Origin of the sequence: [Clostridium] cellulosi (assembly GCF_036762875.1) — a bacterium.
GTDB classification, from domain to species: domain Bacteria; phylum Bacillota; class Clostridia; order Oscillospirales; family Ethanoligenentaceae; genus Ruminiclostridium_D; species Ruminiclostridium_D cellulosi.
Map to the genome: position 1 here is coordinate 194,217 of NZ_JBAIZF010000026.1, position 22,768 is coordinate 216,984.

Consider the following 22,768-nt stretch of genomic DNA (forward strand, 5'->3'; position numbering starts at 1 on the left):
TAATTTTACCTGCAGTGTCAATATAGCACTAAAAAAGTCTTATTTCATTAGCTGACAGCTGAATTTGTTGATTTTATGTAAGCTGCTGTGTGATAAGACTCAAAACAACTTGACAGGATACCAGCAATCAGGATTAATACAATTACAATTACTATTTTCTTAATTTGTCTATTTTTATTGAAAAATTTTATCCTTTCGTTTAGGTTAAATAGATTAAAACCCAAGATATAAGGCGGCAGTATACATAAAAGTGCAAAATCCAAATCATTTAGGATTTTAAGAAGGTCATCCCTAAAGCCAAACCCCGTTGGTGTAGACATATCACCCCCGCAGCCGAAAATTAGGATTAAAGCCAATAAGGCATGAAACGGCATAAGTAATATTTTCACAGGATTCGGCAAATTGCAGTAAACTGGATAAATTCTTTTAGGCGGTTTTATATTTCCAAAAACATTATTGTTCTTAATGATTCTTGAAGGTATGAGACCTTTTATTGCTTTAGAGAGCTCTTTTACGCTTACATATCTGTGGTCAGGGTCAAACTCTGTTGCCTTTTTAATGATTTTGATAAGCTGAGGGGGAAATTTATTATTTGACGGTATATTGTTTTTTCCTCTTTCAGGGGCAATACCGGTGAGCATATGTGTCAGTGTCTTGCCTATGGCATATATATCCGCACGGCAGTCAGTCTGACCGAATCCGAATTGTTCAGGAGGAGCGTATCCCACTGTCCCGATCAGCACCGTATCCCTATTTTTAACGGAATTGAAATTGCGTGCCGCACCGAAATCAATTAATTTAATCTGCCCATTTGGCTGAAGAATAATGTTGTCAGGTTTTATGTCCCTGTGTATGACCGGATTGGGCTTCTGACTGTGCAGAAATTCAACAACTGAGCAAAGCTGCAGAGTAATGCCGAGTGCTGTGTAAAACGGCAGACGTCCGTTTCTGCTTATAACATCAGAGAGTCTTACACCATCTATGTATTCTTCAATAAGCACTTTCTGTCCGGCAAGCTCATAATGGTCATATACCTTTGGAAGGAGGGGGTGTGAAAGTCTTGACAGTATGCTGTATTCGTTTTCAGTCTGTCCGGAATCTTCGTAAAAGTATTTTCGGACAAATATCCATCCGTTGGCGTTCACGACCTTTTCGGTACGACCGAAATTGCCTTCCTTTAAAACTTTAATTACAGTATATAAATTGTCTCTTTGTATGTTTGCAAGCTTTTGTTCAAGCTCGTACATACCTGTCATTCCTCACAAATCGTTAGTTCTCCAAATTTGTATAGTGTGTCGTCAATTTGTTCCAATGTCATTCCTTTGGTAATGCCAAAAATGATGATTGCATCTCGCCTGTCTTTGCAGTAAAGTTCATTCACGCCGGAGATTCTGAGCAAATCTTGTGTTTCTTTGAGGTTAAGCCCCATGGCGAGGGCAAGTTGCAGTATTTTGTTCCTTGAAGCATTTCGGTCCCCGGAAAAAATCTGATATGCAAAAGTTGTGTTTAGTTTAGAACGCCTGATTACGTCGCTTTTTTTCAGATGTTTTTGAATAAGAAGTTCGTTAAGACGCTGTGGCAAACTAACTTTTCTTTGTGGTAGTTTTTCTATAAATTCTAGCGTAACAGAGTCCATCAGTTCATTTAACAGTTCCTCTGTTAGTTTTTCCCCCATCAGAGGGCACCTCCGAAATCAAGATTTTCACACATATCTGGTAAGCATATCCATTTAGCTGACAGCTAACAAAATTAATTATAATACTCAAAATTTAACATATCAATAATTTATTAATAATTAATGTTTTTTAATCATATTTTGTCGAATTAGGATATATTAGTTAAAGCTATGGATTAGGGAAAAACAATTCCCAAGCATAAGCATGAAAAACAGCCTCCGATGTAACATTTTACCTAAATTTAATAAATTTTTGATGATTTTTGGTTAATAAATTTCTGAAAAACATTTTTTTGACGGCGATTTAGTGATATAATTAGATAATGCGGTAAATTGCATAATGACTCATACATTGTGTTTAGGGTTGTGCTGCATTATCACCGTAAAGCCATTAAAGGAAGATGATGAATTTGCCGATAACAGATTTTTTGGAAAGGAACGCAAAGCTTTATCCATCGGAAGTAAGTCTTGTTGAAATCAATCCGGCAAATCAGCCGGACCGTGCCATGACGTGGAGAGAATACAATCTCATTCAGACGACGATAGCAGAGCGATACCGCCGTGAGATGACATGGAAGGAATTTGATGTAAAGGCAAACCGCTTTGCGAATTTGCTTTTAACACGGGGTATTAAAAAAGGTGACAAGGTTGCTATTCTTTTGATGAACTGCCTTGAATGGCTTCCTGTTTATTTTGGTATTTTAAAAACCGGAGCCATCGCCGTCCCTTTGAATTATAGGTATACTGCAGAAGAGATAAAGTACTGCCTGGAACTTGCCGAAGTCAAAGCGCTTATATTTGGGCCGGAGTTTATAGGGCGTATTGAGCAGATTTTTGATCACATTCATAATGTAAAGACGTTATTCTATGTCGGCGAAAATGTCCCCACTTTTGCCGACAGCTATAACAAGCTTGTCACTTATTGCTCGTCAACCGCTCCCGCTGTTGAAATAAAGGAAGATGACGACGCGGCAATATATTTTTCATCAGGCACAACTGGTTTTCCAAAGGCAATACTCCACGCGCACAGGGCTTTGACTGCATCCTGCTATACGGAACAAAAGCACCACTCTCAAACACATGAAGATGTATTTTTATGTATACCTCCCCTTTATCATACAGGCGCCAAAATGCACTGGTTCGGCAGCCTTCTAACCGGCAGCAAAGCAGTTTTGCTGCGGGGCGTGAAACCGGAATGGGTTATGCAGGCGATATCGGAGGAAAGGGCCACCATCGTTTGGCTGCTCGTGCCGTGGGTTCAGGATATCCTCGACGCAATAGATAGAGGGGAAATAAAACTTGAGGACTATCGGCTTGAACAATGGAGGCTAATGCATATAGGAGCGCAGCCTGTCCCGCCGAGCCTTATTAAGCGCTGGAAAAAGGTTTTCCCGAATCATCAGTATGACACGAATTACGGCCTTAGCGAATCATTAGGTCCGGGCTGTGTTCACCTCGGTGTAGAAAATATACATAAGGTCGGGGCCATCGGGAAAGCAGGTTATCAGTGGGAAGCAAAGATAGTCAAAGAGAACGGCGAACCCACAGAAATAGGTGAAGTCGGCGAACTTATCGTAAAAGGCCCCGGGGTTATGAAATGCTATTATAGAAATCCTGAGGCGACTGCGGAGACAATCAAGGACGGATGGCTTTATACCGGTGATATGGCTCGGATGGACGAAGATGGCTTTATCTATCTTGTAGACCGCAAGAAGGACGTTATAATTTCCGGCGGCGAAAATATCTATCCTGTGCAGATTGAAGATTTTCTGCGCGCTCATAAGGACATAAAGGATGCAGCTGTAATAGGGCTTCCTGATGACCGTCTCGGGGAAATCGCAGCAGCGATTATTGAACTTAAGGACGGTGCTAAATGCACTGAAGAGGATATAAATGAGTTCTGCCTTGACCTTCCGCGCTATAAGCGTCCGAGAAAAATAATATTTGCCAAAGTTCCCAGGAATCCAACCGGAAAAATTGAAAAGCCGCTTCTTCGCGAAAAATATCGCGTACAGCGCCTTGTAGAGGCAGAGACGACAAAATAAATTTAAATAGCGTTTATTCGCTTCCGCATAAAAAAACAGAGCATTCTGTGTAAAACAGATGCTCTGTTTTTTATCTAAAATGATAACCGAATGTAAATATCGTATAATGGCTCCCCACGCCATTATCTTTATTTAACATGCACCAATGCTTTAATTTCTGCAAAACGCGGGTCCAGTTCCCGTTCAGGTGACATATCCAAGCGCGGGTTTCCGTATGCATCCCAGTGTACTGTGCGGAAGGTCGGATAGCGGCGCATATCCGTCGGATCGCTGCGGAAATGTTTAAGAGGGATTGCGTGGATCATCAAAATATCATTTCCGTATTCATCTTTTACAAAAGAGTTGTGGCCGCCGCCAATCTGATCAGGCATACTCAGAAGATGAAGGGCCGGATAGTTTTGGGCATGCCAGGAGTCTGGATTAAGCAAATCTGTTCCTGACTTTGCCCGGAGGATACCAACACTGTAAGTGTAGTCAATCAGAGCTGCGGCATAAGTCACAAATATATCATCTCCGTGCCGAAGTACAAATGGCCCTTCGATTACTTCAGCATGGGCTCTTTCCCAACTGTAAATCGGATGTTTCAGCAAAACGGGCTCGCTGATTTGCTGCCAGGGTTTTTCTGGGTCAATTTTGGCAATATACAAATCTGAATTGCCGCATTCCATCGAATCCTGAGTCTTTTTGATTTCTCGCTGTGCCCAAATCGCGTAAACATTTCCCGCGTCCTGCAAAACGGTCATATCCAGTGTAATACCGTTTTTGTTCAGCACGTCATTGTCCTTGTTTTTGCAGCGAATGGGCTTTGACCAGTCAGCAGGATTGGTGGGATCGCTGCCAATCAATTTCATTACATGAGATTGAACTGTGAACCAATCCGGCGAACCTGCGGCAAAGAAAATATAGAGATTATCATTAATTAAGTGCAGTTCAGGTGCCCAAAGACATCCTGAAAATTCACCTGATTTGGCTGCGGTAAATATCACATGATCCTCTGCGCTCGCAATTTGGTCAATAGAATCCGCAACTCTAATTTTCAGTGCCAACTGGCCGTGCTCGTCGTCAGTAGCCATGTAATAATATTTTCCTTTATAGCGTATTGCCATCGGGTCGCCGCGCTCGCCCGTAAGGGGAAAGTCCCATTTTTTCTGCTGTAAGCGGCCAGTAACAACATAGTCGCCGGGCTTTTGTGTGTCGACTTCGTCCCACTTTACAGGCATTTTGAATGTGGAACCGTCGTTATACCGCAAAACAGCTTCAGGCAGAACAGCCTTTTCGCCTACAGGTACAGTAATTTCTATTGGATCTATTCCGACATTCTGGAGGGGCATTAAACAGTCAATAAGCTTTTGATATTCTTCTTCAGTAACATCGACTTTGCAAGCCGGAGCTGCGTCCCACAAACCAATATGAACGCGTTCAGGCTTTCCGAGGGTTTGCTGCAAACCGCCAAAGTGAGTCAAATCCGGGGACTCGCACATATAATTGCCTTTATCTGTTACCAGCGTTAAAACATACTTGTCGTCGCGCCATTCGCAGGATACATCAAAAATCTTTGTGCCTTTTGGAGCGACTTCAACCAGCCCTAATTCGGTATAGGAAATCAAATCTTTTGAGCGGAAAAGCAAAACACAGTTTTCTTTTCCTTCTTCCAAAGAGCTCCCGTACGGCTTTGTTCCTTTATCATTTGGAAGCAAACTCTGCCGCAGTGCAACAACTCCGAATGCCCCGTCGCACATACGGAACACCCAAGGATTAAACAAAATTTTTGTGGTGCCGCAAAGTCTTCCCTCTGAGAGCTCAGCTTTGGCAAACAATATGCCGCAGCCGCTGTTCAGCGCTACAAATGTTTTATCTTCCTTTTGAATTGCAAGATGCATAGAGCCGCCAAATTCATTTCTGAATAAGCCGTGATAGGCATAAATGCTACGTATATTTCTTGATGTATTTATCATAGTTTTCTTCTGCTTTCTGGTTTGGATTTGAAATTAATATATGCGAAGGTATGCAACTGCATAAGGCACCAGGTCAAAATCAATTACAGCACCGTCTGTTGTTTTGTCCACTTTCAACGGCATTGGTTTGATTTCTGATGCCTGCTTCAAAGCTTCCATCTGGTCGGAATTTGGATATTCCGGTGATCCCATACGCTTCCACTCTGCATATGCGTTTCCGTGCGTTTCATCTACATAAATAATTTCGGCGCCAGAAACTTCACGGTTTTGTATTGTCAAATGCACATGCTCGGTTTCGATCTCTTCGCCCAACACATTATGGTTATATGCAAGAATACGCAGCTCATTCTCCTGCGTTGTTGCAATCATACCAACGGAACCCTGTTCCTCTATGCGGGGCAGTTGCTGATCGCCAAGCATATGTAGAAGCTGGAAAACGCGGTAAGTTGGTTTGGGAATTCCATGCACAGTCTGCAAACCAAAGCCGCCATGAAATTCTCCGGGAAGCTGTCCGTTTTCTTCAAAAATATCAGTAAAGGTCCAGAAGGAATAAGCCTCTACCAGACCAATATTGTCAATAACAGTTTTGGCCACCAGCGATGAGCTGTATGGCAGGTCATGTACCTCGTCCGGCAACTGTGCTGAACTATTCCACTCTGTGTAATACAGAGGATAGTTGCCTGCTTCCTTTTTTGCTGTGTGAATCATTTCTGTAAGGATTCCACGCTTGTAGTAAATCTTCTTTTCTGAAGCGTCATCTTTGTTGTTCTTCATAAATTTTTGGATGGCTTCATCAAGAGACATTCCGGATTCCCAAAGTGGGTCATCCGTAGGGTAGTGATGTGTGGAAACGAAGTCGAGAGGTACTGAATTTGCTTCACAGAAATGGATTAAATCTGCAATCCAGCCGTTGCAGGCTGTTGCGGGGCCTCCTACTCGCAGAGCGGGGTTTACCTTTTTAATTGCTCTTGCAGTATGTTCATAAAGTTCAAAATAATCGTCCTGGGTTCCTTCATAGAAAAACTTGAGGTTCGGTTCATTCCAAACTTCAAAATACCAATTGCTCACTTCATTGATCCCATAACGTTCGACCAAATGTGATGCGAGCTTTTCAATCAAAGTATCCCATTGATTGTAGTCCTTTGGCTTTGACACGTTGCCCTTGTAGTGGAAACAAGTCGTGTTTGTTGAGGCGAGCACTCCCGGCATGAATCCGAGTTCAAGAAAGGGTTTCATACCGATGCTGAGCAGGAAATCACAGATAGAATCAATGTTGAAAAAATTGTAAATTAGCTTACCGTCGCGGCTGCGGAAGACGACACTCATATCGTCGTCAAGCAAGCCATGAAAGCGCACATACTGAAAACCGGCTTCCTCATGTGCCTTGCGCAGTTGTGAGCGGTAATCTTCCCGCAAAGCTGTGTATGCGTGGCAGGAGCCGACACATTTTTCCCAGTAATGCGGCAATTCAAACGTTGGTGCAGCTGCGTTGACAGTAAAGTTTTTCATTTTATACCCTCCGTTATGACTTCAAGCCGGACATCTTAATTCCTTGTACAAAATATTTCTGACAGACAAAGAATATTACAAGAACCGGCAGAAGTGTAACTAATGCAACAGCCATCATCTGTCCAATCTTTGTTGTGCCCATTGAGCTATTCAGGAACTGGAGACCAATGCTTACAGTAAATTTGGACGTGGTATTCAGGTAAATCAAAGGAGTGTAAAAGTCATTCCAGTTATAAACGAGTGACATAACTGCGACTGCCAAAGAAACAGGTTTTACTGACGGTAGAATGATGTGGAAGAAAGTCTGCCAGGAATTTGCTCCGTCTATTGTAGCAGCTTCATTAAGCTCCTTTGGCAGGGACAAAAAGAACTGCCTGTAAAGGAAAATGTTAAAAGCGCCGCCGCCCAGCCATGCAGGAACAATCATCGGCCAGTAAGTATCTACCATGCCAAGTTTATAATACAGCAGGTACTGAGGAACCAGTGTGACTTGTGTAGGCAGCATCATAGTTCCCATGAGGCACAGGAAGAGAATATTGGAACCTCTTGCCTTAAAACGTGCAAAACCGTACGCGACTACTGCCGAAGAAATGACTGTACCGACGGTGCAGACCAAAGTCAGGAAAATAGTATTTTTCGTAAACTGCACAAAGTCTGCCTTGGCAAATCCATTTTTAAAGTTGGAAAACATAGGCCTTTTAGGTATTAGTGTAGGCGGAAACGAATATGCTTCTGCAGTGGATTTCAGCGATGTACTGATCATCCAGATAAACGGGAATATGCAAATTATAGTACAGATACCCAATATAATCCCGATAATAATAAGCTCAATTCGACGTGATGTACTTTTGGAAATTGTTCTTGCCATTTTTCTTTATCCCCCCTCATTTGTTTAGTTGTCATAGAAGACCCATTTTTTCGATGATTGCTGGATAATAACGGTTATTACCATAATGACAACAAACAGGCACCATGCGACACAGGAGGCATATCCCATTCTGCTATACTGGAATGCGTTTTGGAATATTACCATGGCTACAGTTCGGGTTGCGTCTACCGGGCCGCCTTTTGTCAGAATATATGGTTGGTTGAATATCTGGAAAGCGCCGATAATACTGATAATCAGGTTGAAGTAAATTGTTGGGGTCAAAAGAGGAATAGTGATGGAAAACACCTGCCTCAGTGTGCTGGCACCGTCAATTTCGGCACTTTCATAATAAGATTTCGGGATATCCTGAATTCCAGCCAGCATAATGATAATGTTGTTACCAATGGACCAAAGGCTCATAACTACGATGCAGTAAAGTGCCGTGTGACTGTTGCCAAGCCAGTCGGGCCCTTTAATACCGATCAATGAGAGGAGGTAGTTTATAAGGCCATAGTTTCCGTTGAAAATCCAACCCCAAAGGATGGTAACGGCAACACCAGAGGTGATATACGGCAAATAGAAAACAGTCCTGAAAAAGCCAAGTCCTTTAATATTTCGGCTTAACAGCCAACCGATCAGGAAGGATATTATTAAACTCGATGGTACAAACAAAAGGACATAAACCAAGGTGTTTTTAAAGGAAATCAGGAACTGCTGATCTTCTGTGAATGCATGAATAAAATTCTGCAATCCTATAAAATCAGCTTTTTCACCCATATCAGAATTAGTGAATGACAAGTACAGCGATGCAACCATAGGATAGGCAGTTAATACGATAAAACCTATCAGCCATGGTGAGATATACGCATAGAAATTAATTGCACTGCGTAATTCGGTTTTCGTAAGTTTATTTCTTTTCATTCTTGCACCTCATTTCACTTTAAAGCATAAGTACAGAGGAAACGGTATTTAGTTTCCTCTGTACTTTAGCATGAATTGCAGCTTATTTCTTCTGATTGAATGAATAGCTTGCGAATTCTTTTGCAATCTTCGGTGCATTAGTTTTAACGACTTCTGCCGGGTCTTTGCCGTTGAGAGTTACTTCCTGAACCATAGCTGTCCAAATGTTACCGGAGGAGGCTAATGTGCCGCCCCAAGGATTCATGTGAGCTTTGGAAATGTGCTGTGTGTAATAAGTGTTGTCAAACCCGACATCACCGATTTTCGTCTGTGCGTAAATTGTATTAGCAAGGTTCTTGTTTGCCGGAATGCCAACCCGAGCGTTGATTTTACCCATTTCTTCGTTTGCAAAAGAGGATTCCTTAATGAATGTCCAAGCAGCTTCTTTGTTTTGGCAGGTCTTTGTCATAGCCCAGCCGGTTGCGTACTGTACGTTGATTTCGTTGCCGTTAGGATCACAGGGCATGCTGGTAAATGCAATATTAATTCCGTTTTCTTCTGCGTCGTTTATAACCTGGTTAGCCTCGAAGCCGCCCATTGGATACATAGCTGCTTTTCCGGAAACGAACAATGTCTCAGCCGGAATTGTCTTCTGTGCTGCATCGCTCGGCATGATTTTTTCCTGAATCAGTTTCTGATAAAGGGTCAGAGCCTGTACGATGGAATCACTGCCCATGTTGGAAGTTGACAGGTCATCCGAGTACGGAGTTCCGCCGCCGGCGTAAAGCATCAGGTTATCCATGACCCAGTGCTTTGCTATCGCGTAGGTTTCTGTTGAACCTGAGCCGCTTACAAACTTTTTGCCCCAATCTGCGAGTTCTGAGATCTTCCAGCCTTCCTTCGGATATGCAACACCGAACTTATCGAACATATCCTTGTTATATGCCATTACAAAGCAATTGGTATGAAGCGGAAGACCTTCAAGCTTCCCGTCTTCATCATAATAGCGATCAAGAAGACCAGGAGTTATAACATCTTCAAGATTGATGCCATCTTTTTTAACAAATGGGTTTAAATCTTCGTAATACTTTGTATTCATACCATAATAGTCAGGGCTCATCTGCATGACATCGCCAGCTGTACCGGCAGCCAATGCAGCAGATGCTTTCTGATCCCATACCTGATCCGCTGTCGGAATGACTGTGTAAGTTACTTTAAGTTCAGGATGCTCCTTGATAAATACTTCGATGGCGTCTTTTCTGGCCTGTGCTTCTTCATCTGCGCCCCATGCCCAAATATTGAGGTTTCCACTCAATTTGGTAGTGGAACTTGATGTGCCAGACGAGCTTGATGATTTCTGTTGTCCGCAGCCGCCTGCTGCAGCCAAAACAGAAACAGCCAACAAAACTCCAATAACCTTTTTAAATTTAGACATTTTTCACGATACTCCCTTCAGTTTTTTGGACGCTATGGTTGAACTACTTAACCATAGCATATCCTGTTTTGATTGACTCGATTGAAGCATTTGGACAATTTGCTGTAACTTTTCTGTTTTTATGTCTAAAATTCATTTGTATTATACAAATTTTAGCGAATTCTGACTACATAATTTTTTTCTTAATTATAGTCTGATTTTGTCGTATTAGTATAAAAGGATATGGTTATTTCCAGAATCAATAGTAGTTTTCCATAAATCTTTCATAAATTTTGCGATGGTAATAAAAAGGTTTAGCAATTTAAAGTCTAAATTTAATTGAGAAATATTATATTATATCTTATACAAATCCCAGCTTTCAAAAAAGAATTGTTGATAAGATCATGCCACTGGCATAGTTGATTTCATCTATAATATTTGCTGTGAGACGTGAAAATATCATTTGTTGACGAGTAACAGACTCCGTGATAAAATATTCTTAATTTGGCTTATAGTATCTACAAAAATAATCTCGTTTTTCTTAAATTATTACATAACGGGAGTGCGTATATGCTTTTTTATCAGCTTATTATAATAGCCTTTGTGGTTATTTTAATTTATATTTTGGCCTATTTACTAAAGAAAAGGCACAGAAACATTCTTGTTGTCAGTATTCTTGTCATTATAACCGCGGGCGGAATCGCACTTTACGCTATACAGTATTATTTCGGAAATCATTATTATACACAGGAAATTAGCACATCTACAATAGAAGGTATTCAGATAACCGAATCACAGTTAAAGAATTTCCATAAGATTTTCAGTGACTATAAGAGCATAAAAGATGATGAGTATATGACCGATGCGTTTAGAAAGACTTATACAATCAATGCAAACGGTGCGAAGTCGGTCATTGAAGCAAGTATTTATATTTTCTCTGAAAAAGGCGACGCTGATAAATATTTTGAAGCCAATCAGAAATTTTTTGAAAACAAAAATTACATCCCGCTTGATACGCAAAAATCCAAAAGGAAGGGTAGCGGAGAGCGGTATCTCGTTTCTTTGATAAAATCGCAGTATAAAGACTACACTGACTTTTTTTACAGCCCGTCAAAGATCACTTATTTATCAGACGTTACAATAGTATCAAACAACGTGATTATCACAATAAGCGAAACCGCCAACAAACCTGTTGCCAATAAGGGGATTGTTATAGAAGAGATTAAGAGGAAATTGGCACAGAATTAATGAAATTACGGTATCGTTAAATGTAGGCCGCAGTGGAACGCTGCGGCCCGCTTAATGCGTTTTATGCGGTTTTCAATAACGGAAAAACTGCCAAATCTCGTGAATATTGATTGCTTAACACAATATATATTTTTGCAAAATTTAATTGAATTATCCCTGTATTTTTATACATATGACTACCGCTGGATTTCCGTATAATTTCATATAATAGTGTCCGAATTCTGCTTGTTCCGACTGTTTTATCGGCCTTGTTAAAAGTTCGGCTATGGACGCCGCCGATGACCAATATTGCTTTCTCTTTTTAGGTGTATACACTTGTAAGCTTATACCCATTCTATAAATGGTTAATCGTTTGACAAAGCATGCGTCATGCTTTAAAATATATTAAAATATTATACATTTCATATAAGGTGAATTATAGAATTCAGCGAGAGGGGCTGCGCAATGGGTTATACACTTGCTCAAAAAATCATCAAATCTCATCTTGTTTCGGGCGACATGACCCCGGGAACAGAAATTGGGCTTAAAATTGACCAAACACTTACTCAAGACGCCACTGGTACAATGGCTTATCTTGAGTTTGAAGCTATGGGCATTAAGCGTGTCAAAACTGAAAAGTCGGTTGCTTATATCGACCACAACACCCTTCAAACGGGATTCGAAAACGCTGACGACCATAGATATATTCAAACAGTAGCCAAAAAACACGGTATCTATTTTTCACGTCCCGGCAACGGTATTTGCCACCAACTTCATCTTGAACGCTTCGGAAGGCCGGGCGCTACGCTGATTGGTTCCGATTCCCATACGCCGACAGCCGGAGGAATAGGCATGCTCGCTTTCGGCGCGGGCGGCCTTGACGTAGCGGTTGCCATGGGTGGCGGTACTTACTACATACCTATGCCACGCATGGTTAAAGTAACGCTGACCGGACGCCTTCGCCCGTGGGTATCCGCAAAGGATATAATTCTCGAAGTATTGCGCCGTCTCACCGTTAAGGGCGGCGTCGGCAAGATTATAGAATATGGCGGCGAGGGTATCCTCGGCCTGTCAGTTCCGCAGCGTGCAACAATAACAAATATGGGTGCGGAGCTTGGCGCGACAACCTCGATTTTCCCGTCGGATGATGTTACTCTCGAATTCCTCAAGGCACAGGGTCGGGAGTCTGACTGGATTGAATTGCTGCCGGACGGCGACGCGAAATATGACGAGGTCATTGAAATCAACCTCTCTGAGCTTGAGCCTCTGGCTGCTAAGCCCCACAGCCCTGACAACGTCGATACTGTAAAAAATATAGGGCCGATTAAGATAAATCAGGTATGCATAGGTTCCTGCACAAACTCCTCGCTTTATGATATGATGAGGGTTGCTTCAATCCTGCGCGGTAACAAGGTACATCCCGATGTTTCCTTGGCTATAGCGCCGGGTTCAAAACAGGTTTTCACAATGATAGCCCAGAACGGCGCACTTGCCGACATGATTGCAGCCGGTGCGCGCATACTCGAATGTGCCTGCGGCCCATGTATAGGCATGGGGCAGTCACCTTGCTCCGGCGGCGTATCCCTCCGGACATTCAACCGCAACTTTGAGGGACGCAGCGGCACGGCAGACGCGAAGGTCTATCTTGTAAGCCCTGAGACGGCGGCTATTTCCGCCATTACCGGCGTTCTCACCGACCCACGCACCCTCGGCACCGAACCGGAAATCAGGCTGCCGGAAACATTCCTCATCAACGACAATATGATTGAGCCTCCTGCTGATGAAAAAGAAGCCGATAACATTGAGGTTGTCCGCGGCCCGAACATCAAGCCTTTCCCGAAGACATCGCCGCTCAGCGACAATATAGAAGCTCCCTGCCTCCTCAAGGTCGGGGACAATATAACAACAGACCACATCATGCCTGCAGGCGCAAAGCTGCTGCCTTATCGTTCAAATATACCGAAACTTTCGGACTATTGCTTCACGCGCTGCGATGAGACTTTCCCGTCCCGCGCTAAAAAAGCAGGAAAGGGCATTATTGTTGGCGGCTCTAATTACGGCCAAGGGTCTTCACGCGAACACGCCGCTTTGGTGCCGCTTTATCTTGGCATTAAGGCTGTTGTCGCCAAATCCTTTGCAAGAATCCATATGGCCAACCTTGTAAATGCCGGTATTCTGCCGCTTATATTCCGCAATCCTGACGATTACGATAAGATAGCGCAGGGCGATGAACTTGAGCTCAACTCAGTCCGTGAGACACTGATTTCAGGAAAAGATCTCATATTGACCGATAAGACGAACGGCGCGAAGATCCCGGTTTACTGTGAGATTTCTGAACGCCAGAGAAAAATGCTGCTTGCCGGCGGACTGCTCAACTATACCCGTGAACAGAACCGCTGATTAATAATACTTTGTGAACGGAGATTAAGAGATGAACAGTGAAATCAAGTCTGCTGTAGAAAAATTTGAAAAGCTCATTGAGAGCCAGCTCGAGAGAGTCGAGCGCATGAAGAATCAGAAAGGTTTTATTGATTATTCAAAACTGGATAAGATTATAATCGGCGTATGCGGTGGCGACGGCATTGGCCCCGTAATTACAAACGAATCCTCCCGCATCCTCCGCGAACTGCTTGCGGATGAGGTGAAGAGCGGCCGCGTTGAGTTCCGCAATATAGAGGGGCTCACCATTGAAAACCGCGTCAAGGCCGGAAAAGCTATTCCTGACGATGTACTCGAAGAGCTTAAAAAGTGCCATGTAATCCTCAAAGGCCCGACCACAACCCCGCGTGCCGGCGACCCGTGGCCGAATATTGAAAGCGCAAATGTTGCGATGCGCAAGGAGCTTGACCTATTTGCAAACGTACGGCCTGTCCGCGTTCCGGATAAAGGCATTGACTGGACATTTTTCCGCGAAAACACCGAGGGCGCTTACACGCTCGGCAGCTGCGGCATAAATGTCACAGACGACCTCGCCTTTGATTTCACCGTTACAACAACCCAGGGCACTGAGCGTATTGCCCGGCTCGCGTATGAATACGCCAGGAAAAACGGCAAAAAGCGCGTTTCAATCATAACAAAGGCGAATGTTGTTAAGACAACCGACGGCAAGTTCCTGAAACTCTGCCAGGAAATCGGAAAAGAATATCCGGAGATTACGACTGACGACTGGTATATTGATATTACTACCGCAAAACTTATAGATGAAAAGCGCCGCAGGGATTTTTCAGTATTTATACTCCCGAACCTTTACGGCGACATAATCACAGACGAGGCCGCGGAATTCCAGGGCGGTGTCGGTACAGCGGGAAGCGCCAACATTGGCATGCGCTATGCGATGTTCGAAGCTATCCACGGTTCCGCTCCCAGAATGGTGGCAGAAGGCCGCAGCAAATACGCCGACCCCTGCTCAATGCTCAGAGCGAGCGTCATGCTGCTTTCACATATCGGATTTAATGACAAGGCGGATAAGCTTGCCCGCGCGCTTGATATCTGCATGTTTGAGGAAAAGAAACTGACGATTACCGGCCGGGATACAGGAGCTACCTGTGAAGAGTTCGGCGATTATGTACTTGAAACGATAAACAAGCTCGGCTGATACGGGGTTTGCGGTTTCTGAATGTCATATTGGGAACTGCAGCATGCAGGCTTATCAATAGGTTTAGAGTTGCTCATAATAGGTTAACCGTCAGGATTTACGGATATTGGAGGTATAACCATGCCAAGACATGAACGTGTGTCTCTTTCCGTTATAAGGCGCCTGCCGCGGTATTATCGTTTTCTCGGGGATCTTGTAAAAAACGGAGTGACGCGGATATCATCAAGGGAGCTCAGCCTTAGAATGGGTCTTACGGCGTCCCAGATACGTCAGGACTTAAACTGTTTCGGCGGTTTTGGCCAGCAGGGCTATGGATACAATACCAGCCTGCTGCGGGAGAAGATTGGTGCAATATTAGGCATTGATAGCGGTAATCCCACGATAATCATTGGCGCGGGCAATATCGGACGTGCCATCGCACTCAATATGGATTTTTCCAATATGGGGTTCAATCTGATCGGTATTTTCGATATAAGCAAAGAAATCATCGGAACTGAGATACGCGGCTTGGAGATTCTTGATATCGCCGAACTTGAAAGTTTCTGTGAAGAAAACCATCCGCGTGTAGCCGTACTTACTTTGCCGCGCGAAGCAGCACCTCAAGTTGTCGAAAGGCTCGTAAAGCTCGGTATTGAAGGATTCTGGAACTTCAGCCACTATGATTTTTCTGTGAAATACCCGAACGTAGTGATTGAAAATGTGCATCTTGGGGACAGCCTCATGACCTTAAGTTACCTCGTAAAGAATAATGATAAAAAAGAAAATAGTTAAAAATAGAGCTATTCTAAGCCTTTGCCGCTTATCTTGCTAATCATCATTTTTCCAAATCTGCTTCCGTCCTGCATGCGGAAGCAGATTTTTTGCTATATGTGTATTTTCTCTAAAAATTTTCATACCTTATTTATGTGTTATGTAGAACAAACTAAAATGGCTAATTTTTGTTGACGTAGTATAAATTTATTGCTAAAATTTAATTGATAGAAATTTAACAATCAAAAAGGGGGACTAATCATGGCAGATGAAAAGGCAAAAAAGCAAAATCAGGATCAGGCTGAGATAAATGCTGCGATAGACACCCTGGTAAACAATGCGCAAAAAGCTCTTTCAGAGTATCTCAAACTTGACCAGGAACAAGTCGACAAGATTGTTCACGCCATGGCCCTGGCAGGACTTGACCAGCACATGCAGCTTGCCAGACTTGCGGTTGAAGAAACCAAGCGTGGTGTATATGAAGATAAAATAATCAAGAATATGTTTGCGACCGAGTATATTTGGCACGATATAAAGTATCAGAAGACTGTCGGTGTTATAGATGAAAACGACATGGAAGGCTATGTTGATGTAGCCGAGCCTGTCGGCGTTGTAGCAGGTGTCACACCTGTAACGAACCCGACCTCGACAACCATGTTCAAATCACTTATCTGCGCGAAAACGCGCAATCCTATCATATTTGCATTCCATCCGTCAGCACAGAAATGCTCTGTCGCAGCGGCAAAGGTTATGCGTGACGCAGCCGTAAAAGCCGGAGCACCTGAACACTGCATTCAGTGGATTGAGAATCCGTCCATTCAAGCGACAACAACTCTTATGCATCATCCCGGCGTTTCACTTATTCTTGCTACCGGCGGAACAGGCATGGTAACGTCAGCTTATACTTCGGGAAAACCGGCTCTCGGCGTCGGCCCCGGCAACGTCCCCTGCTATATCGAAAAATCGGCTAATTTAAGACGCGCCTGCCATGACCTTATCCTTTCAAAGACATTTGACAACGGTATGATCTGCGCATCGGAACAGGCTGTAATAGTCGATAAAGAAATAGCAGCAGAATTTGAAAAGATTATGACCGAAAACGGTTGCTATTTCCTCAACAAGGAAGAAACCGAAAAGGTATCGAAATTTGCTATAAACAATGAGACAATGATGGTCAACCCGAAGATTGTCGGTCAGTCTGCGGTATGGATTGCCGAACAGGCTGGCGTCAAGGTACCGGCTGACACCAAGATCATCATTGCAAAGCTCGATAAGATTGATTACGATGTCCCGCTGGCACATGAAAAGCTGTCGCCAGTTCTCGCATACTTTATAGCTGACAGCAAGGAAACTGCCTTTAAAGCGGCTCTCCGTATGCTTGAGATAGGCGGTTTGGGCCATTCGGCGGTTATCCATTCTTCAAATGAAGACATCATCAGAGAATTCGGCGACGTCATGAAGGTCGGACGCGTAATCGCCAACTCGCCGTCTTCGCAGGGCGCTATCGGCGACATCTACAATACGAATACTCCTTCTCTTACGCTTGGCTGCGGTTCTTACGGCCGTAACTCCACTTCTTCAAATGTATCCTCCGTCAATCTTATCAATAAAAAGCGCCTTGCCAAGAGGAGGGTTAATATGCAGTGGTTTAAAGTCCCGCCGAAGATTTATTTTGAATACGATTCGGTTCAGTACCTTGAAAAGATGCCCAATATCAGCCGCGCTTTCATTGTAACTGACCCGATGATGGTTAAGCTCGGCAACATAGATAAAGTTCTTTTCTACCTGAGAAGACGTGAGCAGTACTGCCACAGCGAAATTTTTGCTGAAGTTGAGCCAGACCCGTCGTTTGATACCGTCATGCGCGGCGTCGAGGCCATGAAGAAATTCCAGCCTGACGTCATAATTGCAGTCGGCGGCGGTTCGGCGATGGACGCTGCGAAGGGCATGTGGCTCTTGTATGAGCATCCGGACATAGACTTCAAGGGCATGAGACTTAAATTCATGGATATCCGCAAACGTGCTTTCCAATTCCCGGAGCTTGGCAAAAAGTGCAAGATGGTCTGCATACCGACAACCTCTGGTACAGGCAGTGAGGTCACAGCTTTCGCAGTTATCACCGATAAGACAAACAACATCAAATATCCTCTCACCGACTACTCCCTGACACCGGATGTCGCTATTGTTGACCCGCAGTTTGTTCTCACAATGCCGAAGTCAACTACGGCGGATACCGGTATGGACGTTCTGACACATGCTATTGAAGCCTATGTTTCCGTCCTCGCATCCGATTATACAGACGGCCTTGCGCTGCGTGCCATTGAGCTGGTATTTGAGTACCTGCCCAAGGCCTATGACAACGGAGCTGACCGCAAGGCCCGCGAAAAGATGCACAACGCTTCCTGCATAGCTGGTATGGCGTTTACCAACGCATTCCTCGGGCTGAACCACTCCATGGCTCACAAGCTGGGCGGCGAGTATCATATTCCTCACGGAAGGGCAAACGCTATCCTCCTGCCGTATGTAATCGAATACAACGCGTCAAAACCGACGAAATACACAAGCTGGCCGAAATATGAGTATTATGTAGCACCTGAGCGCTATGCTGAAATTGCAAAGCATGTAGGTCTGCCGGCCAGAACTACAGAAGAGGGCGTCGCTTCTCTTATCAAAGCAATCCGCGATATGATGCGCCATATGAACATGCCGATGTCCATAAAAGAGTGCGGCGTTGATGAAAAATCGTTCATGGCCAACGTCGATGCCCTTGCCGACAAGGCTTTCGCCGACCAGTGCACAACCGCTAACCCGCGTCTGCCGCTCGTCAGCGAAATTGCAGAAATCTACAAGAAAGCCTATTACGGCAAAGAGTAATAAACCTGTGTTTTATAAAACAGTCCCACGATTCACGTGATCGTGGGACTGTTTGTTTCAAAATAATTAATTTGTACCGAAGGGAGCTTAAAAAGAGCAGGAATCCTTGCAGACGGATTTATAAGAAACAGTTTGGCAAAGGTACTCTTTATTATTTCAAAATAAAAAGGGACAAAAAAATAAGACGGCGGCTGCTTTGGCAGCCGCCGCATTGTTTCAAATTCATATATTATGTCTTAGGGGAATACCATATATGTCTGATTATTTTTGTTATCTGCGGTTTCCCGCAAATTGCCGGTAAATATAATTACTTTTTATGCTCTTTCGCAGCTTTGACAAAAGAAGCAAACAACGGGTGGGGCCTGTTGGGACGTGATTTAAACTCAGGATGGAACTGAACGCCAATGAACCACGGATGATCCGGCAGCTCGATAATCTCAACCAGCTTTGAGTCCGGAGATATGCCGGCTATTTTAAGTCCAGCCTTTACAAAATCGTCGCGGTAGGCATTGTTGAACTCATATCTATGCCTGTGGCGCTCATATATAAGCTCATCATTGTAGATTTCGCGGCAGCGAGAGCCTTCCACCAGCTTGCAGGGATACAATCCAAGCCTCATTGTGCCGCCTTTATTGGTTATTTCTTTCTGCTCCGGCATAAGGTCAATTACCGGATACTCGCACTCATCGTCGAATTCGCCGGAATTGGCGCCCTTGAACTTCAGCACTGAGCGGGCATACTCGATGACCGCCATCTGCATACCGAGGCAGATTCCGAAATACGGCACCTTGTTCTCGCGGGCATATTTTGCTGACAATATCATGCCTTCGATGCCTCTGTCGCCAAAACCTCCCGGAACGAGGATACCGTCGCAGTCCCCGAGAAGTGAAGAAACAGTCTCAGGCGTGATATCCTCACTGCTTATCCATTTTATCTCTACTTTAGCGTTGTTATAGATACCCGCGTGGCACAGTGATTCGGCAACAGACAGATAAGCGTCATGCAGCTCCACGTATTTTCCGACAAGAGCTATTTTGACTTTATCTTGTGCCTTCTTATATCTTGTGACCATGTCTGTCCAATCCGCAAGGTCAGGCTTGCGGTTTTCAAGGTCGAGATGATAGCAGACAGATTCCGCAAGCCCCTCTTTTTCAAGCATAAGAGGAACTTCGTAAAGCACTGGTGCATTGAGATTCTGGATAACATCCTGCGGGCGGACATTGCAGAACAGGCTCAGCTTTTCGCGCATTTCCTCCGGAATAGGCTGATTGCTGCGGCAAACGATTACGTTTGGCTGAATACCGAGGGACAGCATCTCCTTTACACTGTGCTGAGTCGGTTTTGATTTGAGTTCGCCTGAACCATAAATATAAGGCACAAGTGTGACGTGTATGAACATCGCATTTTTGTGCCCTACTTCTTTGGCTGCCTGCCTTATTGCTTCCAAAAAGGGGAGCGATTCAATATCGCCGACTGTGCCGCCGATTTCAGTGATAACGATATCAGTACCGCCGCTCTTTCCGACTCTGTAGATCCTTTCCTTAATTTCATTTGTAATGTGCGGAATAACTTGAACAGTTCCGCCAAGATAGTCGCCGCGGCGCTCCTTTGTGATAACACTCCAATATATTTTACCAGTCGTTACGTTGCTGTTGACTGAAAGGTTTTCGTCGACAAAACGCTCATAGTGTCCAAGGTCAAGGTCCGTTTCAGCCCCATCGTCAGTGACGAATACTTCACCGTGCTGATAAGGGCTCATTGTACCCGGGTCAACATTTATATATGGATCAAATTTCTGTATAGTAACGCGGTAGCCTCTTGCTTTGAGCAAGCGTCCGAGCGAAGCAGCAGTGATTCCTTTGCCCAGTCCTGAAACAACACCGCCTGTGACAAAAATATATTTTACCGGCATTTCGGTACCCCCTCCGAAACTCTGTTAAATGAAATAATCATACTTAACTATTTTAGCCGTTTTATAATGTCAGGTCAAGTAAAATTAACTCGCTTTTTGCTTCAATTGCGAACTTTTTAAATTTCCCTGACCGTAATATGTACCATTAGAAAACGCAGTATCGGACTTTACAACTAGTATTGCATTTGTTATAATATAACGTACCGCTTTATAAAAGCATTTTAAAATCGTTTTGATTTTTGGTTTAATTTAATATGCGCTCGTAGCTCAGTTGGATAGAGCATCAGACTCCGACTCTGAAGGCCGCAGGTTCAATTCCTGTCGAGCGCACCACCGGCTAGCGCCGGGGCAGGACGCGCACTTTACTTTTGTGAAGTGCGTTTTCTTTATTTGCCCGCGGTTATGCCTCTTATCTAAACGGCACCCTATTTGGTAACGGCTGGCGCCGGGGCAGGACGCGCTTTTACCTTTGCCCGCGGTTTTACATATTATCTAAACTATACCTTATTTCGCACTGGCTGGCGCCGGGTATTCCGAGGCAATACCAGTTGCTCAAAAAAGTGTACTGAAGAATGAAATAACAAAGTTTTTTAAGGGAGCAGAATTAATACAGTTCACAGGTCGAATGACTTGGCGGACTGCGTTTTTTGCATCTTTCCGCATCTATTTAAATATAGTATTAATTAATTTTGTTTTTATATTGCGTAGGTGTGCTGCCGTTGTACTGTTTAAAAATGCGGTTAAAGTAACTTACTGAGCCAAATCCCAGACTGTTTGCAATGTCAGTTACAGAAAACTTTTGAGATTTCAGCAGTTCTTCCGCACGATGAATTTTAATTGCATTGCAGAAATCAACAAAGGATTGTCCAATTGTTTTTTTGAAAGTTCGGCTGAAATAAGCGTAACTCATGCCTGCCATTTTAGCTGCATCCTTCATACTTAGTTTTTCCTCTGGATTCTTAACGATTCTGTTTAAGACATTTTGGAGCTGCAACACATCAGTGAAGTCGCAGCCATCTTCAACAATGGCTAAATATTTATTTTCCAACAAATAAACCAACAGACTAAGTGTCAATGAATTTAGTTTCCATTCATATTCCGGTGAATATTCGATTTTCCTATTTTCATCTTCTAATGGTGTAACGAAAACTGGGACTATTTTTACGATTTCCAACAATAAGCGCTCTAACTCGCTATTTTTTTCTACTATAAGGATGCAGTTATGCTCCAATTTATTTGTGGGGAATAAAAGTGAGTTTTTTTTCAGTGTAAACGCATTTTTGTTCAGAAAGTTATAGCCAAATTGAACTACTAAATTTTTGCTTTGGCCATTGCCGTATGAACCGTGCACACACAGCGGCGGTTTAACCAGCAGACAATTGTTAGGGGTTTCTATTTTTTCGCTGTTTATTTGGTAAATGCCACTGCCTTCGAACAAATATTCAATTTCAAAAAAAGAATGGCAATGGTTTGGAAATCCACTAGCTTCTTCACGTATCCCGTTAGCATAGACACAACCGCTTACATTGATCTCAGCGGGATTCTCACCGCTTTGAAGTGTTTCTTGATAAATCATATGTGGTTGCTCCCCTTTAATAGGATTTGTATGAAGTGCTTTTCACAGTTCATCTACCTGTACGAAATTATATATCAAACTGTTTTTATACTCAATAAATACAAAACTATATATGAGCGCCGTGTAATATTGGCGCGAAAGTTTTTAAATATATTTATACATTCCATAATAGATAAACTGTTCATTAGCACCCAACTACACCAATTAATAATAACATGTTCGTATTTTGAAAGTGAATGTTTATTTTTTGAATTGATTTGAGGAAATTTAATTATTATAATACAATAAAAAATAATAAATATGTTCAAAAGAAGGACAATTTATTTAGAAAATTTGACAAAGGACTTCGAAATAATCATTCAAATGGGAGGTGTCTTACGCTAATGCGTAGGTCACCTTTTTATTAAATTTAAATGGCCTTATTGTGATTACATTATATAAATAAGCAGCAAATACAATGGGGAATAT

General features: G+C 43.3%; 15 protein-coding genes and 1 tRNA gene. 7 read left to right on the top strand and 9 right to left on the bottom strand.

Annotation, left to right across the window (positions count from 1 at the left end):
• Positions 1 to 47: 47 nt before the first annotated feature.
• Both V6C21_RS08690 and V6C21_RS08695 read right to left on the bottom strand, forming a co-directional pair.
• Positions 48 to 1,247: a serine/threonine-protein kinase gene (locus tag V6C21_RS08690; RefSeq protein ID WP_479268814.1), complete on the bottom strand. Its 1,200-nt coding sequence runs from the start codon at positions 1,245 to 1,247 to the stop codon at positions 48 to 50.
• A gap of 5 nt (positions 1,248 to 1,252) precedes the next feature.
• A complete protein-coding gene (locus V6C21_RS08695) occupies positions 1,253 to 1,675 on the bottom strand; it encodes a transcriptional regulator (protein WP_034837700.1) in 423 nt (140 codons plus the stop codon).
• A gap of 410 nt (positions 1,676 to 2,085) precedes the next feature.
• On the opposite strand from V6C21_RS08695, the gene V6C21_RS08700 reads away from it, so the two are divergent.
• Positions 2,086 to 3,720, top strand: coding sequence for a class I adenylate-forming enzyme family protein (locus V6C21_RS08700; protein WP_479268815.1), 1,635 nt, complete (start codon positions 2,086 to 2,088; stop codon positions 3,718 to 3,720).
• A gap of 128 nt (positions 3,721 to 3,848) precedes the next feature.
• Here the strand turns inward: V6C21_RS08700 and V6C21_RS08705 are convergent, their stop codons facing one another.
• From V6C21_RS08705 to V6C21_RS08725, 5 genes are all read right to left on the bottom strand, one after another.
• A complete protein-coding gene (locus tag V6C21_RS08705) occupies positions 3,849 to 5,675 on the bottom strand; it encodes a family 43 glycosylhydrolase (protein WP_479268816.1) in 1,827 nt (608 codons plus the stop codon).
• Positions 5,676 to 5,708: 33 nt separating this feature from the next.
• Positions 5,709 to 7,184, bottom strand: a complete 1,476-nt coding sequence (locus V6C21_RS08710; RefSeq protein WP_034837695.1) for a GH39 family glycosyl hydrolase — start codon at positions 7,182 to 7,184, stop codon at positions 5,709 to 5,711.
• 13 nt (positions 7,185 to 7,197) lie between these two features.
• A complete protein-coding gene (locus tag V6C21_RS08715) occupies positions 7,198 to 8,052 on the bottom strand; it encodes a carbohydrate ABC transporter permease (RefSeq protein ID WP_479268817.1) in 855 nt (284 codons plus the stop codon).
• Positions 8,053 to 8,076: 24 nt separating this feature from the next.
• Positions 8,077 to 8,973 (bottom strand): carbohydrate ABC transporter permease, encoded by an 897-nt coding sequence (locus V6C21_RS08720; RefSeq protein ID WP_034837691.1) that lies wholly within the window; start codon positions 8,971 to 8,973, stop codon positions 8,077 to 8,079.
• 82 nt (positions 8,974 to 9,055) lie between these two features.
• On the bottom strand, positions 9,056 to 10,387 hold the full coding sequence (locus tag V6C21_RS08725; RefSeq protein WP_479268818.1) for an extracellular solute-binding protein: 1,332 nt from the start codon (positions 10,385 to 10,387) through the stop codon (positions 9,056 to 9,058).
• Positions 10,388 to 10,936: 549 nt separating this feature from the next.
• Between V6C21_RS08725 and V6C21_RS08730 the strand changes: the two genes are divergently transcribed.
• The 5 genes from V6C21_RS08730 to adhE all read left to right on the top strand — a co-directional run bounded on the left by V6C21_RS08730 (position 10,937) and on the right by adhE (position 18,812).
• Positions 10,937 to 11,614 carry a hypothetical protein gene (locus tag V6C21_RS08730; RefSeq protein ID WP_034837687.1) on the top strand — a complete coding sequence of 226 codons (678 nt, stop codon included), beginning with the start codon at positions 10,937 to 10,939 and terminating at the stop codon, positions 11,612 to 11,614.
• A 444-nt stretch (positions 11,615 to 12,058) separates the two neighbouring features.
• Positions 12,059 to 13,993, top strand: a complete 1,935-nt coding sequence (locus tag V6C21_RS08735; protein ID WP_034837684.1) for an aconitate hydratase — start codon at positions 12,059 to 12,061, stop codon at positions 13,991 to 13,993.
• 31 nt (positions 13,994 to 14,024) lie between these two features.
• A complete protein-coding gene (locus V6C21_RS08740; RefSeq protein WP_034837682.1) occupies positions 14,025 to 15,188 on the top strand; it encodes an isocitrate/isopropylmalate family dehydrogenase in 1,164 nt (387 codons plus the stop codon).
• A 120-nt stretch (positions 15,189 to 15,308) separates the two neighbouring features.
• Complete coding sequence (locus V6C21_RS08745; RefSeq protein WP_045085705.1) at positions 15,309 to 15,959, top strand: redox-sensing transcriptional repressor Rex; 651 nt, start codon at positions 15,309 to 15,311, stop codon at positions 15,957 to 15,959.
• Between the two features lie 240 nt (positions 15,960 to 16,199).
• On the top strand, positions 16,200 to 18,812 hold the full coding sequence (gene adhE / locus V6C21_RS08750; RefSeq protein WP_034837677.1) for a bifunctional acetaldehyde-CoA/alcohol dehydrogenase: 2,613 nt from the start codon (positions 16,200 to 16,202) through the stop codon (positions 18,810 to 18,812).
• Between the two features lie 307 nt (positions 18,813 to 19,119).
• Here adhE and V6C21_RS08755 read toward each other — a convergent pair whose 3' ends face one another.
• The gene (locus V6C21_RS08755) at positions 19,120 to 20,724 is read right to left on the bottom strand and encodes a CTP synthase (RefSeq protein WP_034837672.1); all 1,605 of its coding nucleotides are present in this window, start codon (positions 20,722 to 20,724) and stop codon (positions 19,120 to 19,122) included.
• A 256-nt stretch (positions 20,725 to 20,980) separates the two neighbouring features.
• On the opposite strand from V6C21_RS08755, the gene V6C21_RS08760 reads away from it, so the two are divergent.
• A tRNA-Arg gene (locus V6C21_RS08760) sits at positions 20,981 to 21,057 on the top strand.
• Positions 21,058 to 21,403: 346 nt separating this feature from the next.
• On the opposite strand, the gene V6C21_RS08765 is transcribed toward V6C21_RS08760, so the two are convergent.
• The gene (locus V6C21_RS08765; RefSeq protein WP_479268819.1) at positions 21,404 to 22,300 is read right to left on the bottom strand and encodes a helix-turn-helix domain-containing protein; all 897 of its coding nucleotides are present in this window, start codon (positions 22,298 to 22,300) and stop codon (positions 21,404 to 21,406) included.
• Positions 22,301 to 22,768: the final 468 nt, after the last annotated feature.

Excerpts from the sequence above, each read along its gene's own strand:
- V6C21_RS08690 (WP_479268814.1), bottom strand. The coding sequence starts at position 1,247 with ATGTACGAGCTTGAACAAAAGCTTGCAAACATACAAAGAGACAATTTA.
- V6C21_RS08695 (WP_034837700.1), bottom strand. The coding sequence starts at position 1,675 with ATGGGGGAAAAACTAACAGAGGAACTGTTAAATGAACTGATGGACTCT.
- V6C21_RS08705 (WP_479268816.1), bottom strand. The coding sequence starts at position 5,675 with ATGATAAATACATCAAGAAATATACGTAGCATTTATGCCTATCACGGC.
- V6C21_RS08710 (WP_034837695.1), bottom strand. The coding sequence starts at position 7,184 with ATGAAAAACTTTACTGTCAACGCAGCTGCACCAACGTTTGAATTGCCG.
- V6C21_RS08715 (WP_479268817.1), bottom strand. The coding sequence starts at position 8,052 with ATGGCAAGAACAATTTCCAAAAGTACATCACGTCGAATTGAGCTTATT.
- V6C21_RS08720 (WP_034837691.1), bottom strand. The coding sequence starts at position 8,973 with ATGAAAAGAAATAAACTTACGAAAACCGAATTACGCAGTGCAATTAAT.
- V6C21_RS08725 (WP_479268818.1), bottom strand. The coding sequence starts at position 10,387 with ATGTCTAAATTTAAAAAGGTTATTGGAGTTTTGTTGGCTGTTTCTGTT.
- V6C21_RS08730 (WP_034837687.1), top strand. The coding sequence starts at position 10,937 with ATGCTTTTTTATCAGCTTATTATAATAGCCTTTGTGGTTATTTTAATT.
- V6C21_RS08735 (WP_034837684.1), top strand. The coding sequence starts at position 12,059 with ATGGGTTATACACTTGCTCAAAAAATCATCAAATCTCATCTTGTTTCG.
- V6C21_RS08740 (WP_034837682.1), top strand. The coding sequence starts at position 14,025 with ATGAACAGTGAAATCAAGTCTGCTGTAGAAAAATTTGAAAAGCTCATT.
- V6C21_RS08745 (WP_045085705.1), top strand. The coding sequence starts at position 15,309 with ATGCCAAGACATGAACGTGTGTCTCTTTCCGTTATAAGGCGCCTGCCG.
- adhE (WP_034837677.1), top strand. The coding sequence starts at position 16,200 with ATGGCAGATGAAAAGGCAAAAAAGCAAAATCAGGATCAGGCTGAGATA.
- V6C21_RS08755 (WP_034837672.1), bottom strand. The coding sequence starts at position 20,724 with ATGCCGGTAAAATATATTTTTGTCACAGGCGGTGTTGTTTCAGGACTG.
- V6C21_RS08765 (WP_479268819.1), bottom strand. The coding sequence starts at position 22,300 with ATGATTTATCAAGAAACACTTCAAAGCGGTGAGAATCCCGCTGAGATC.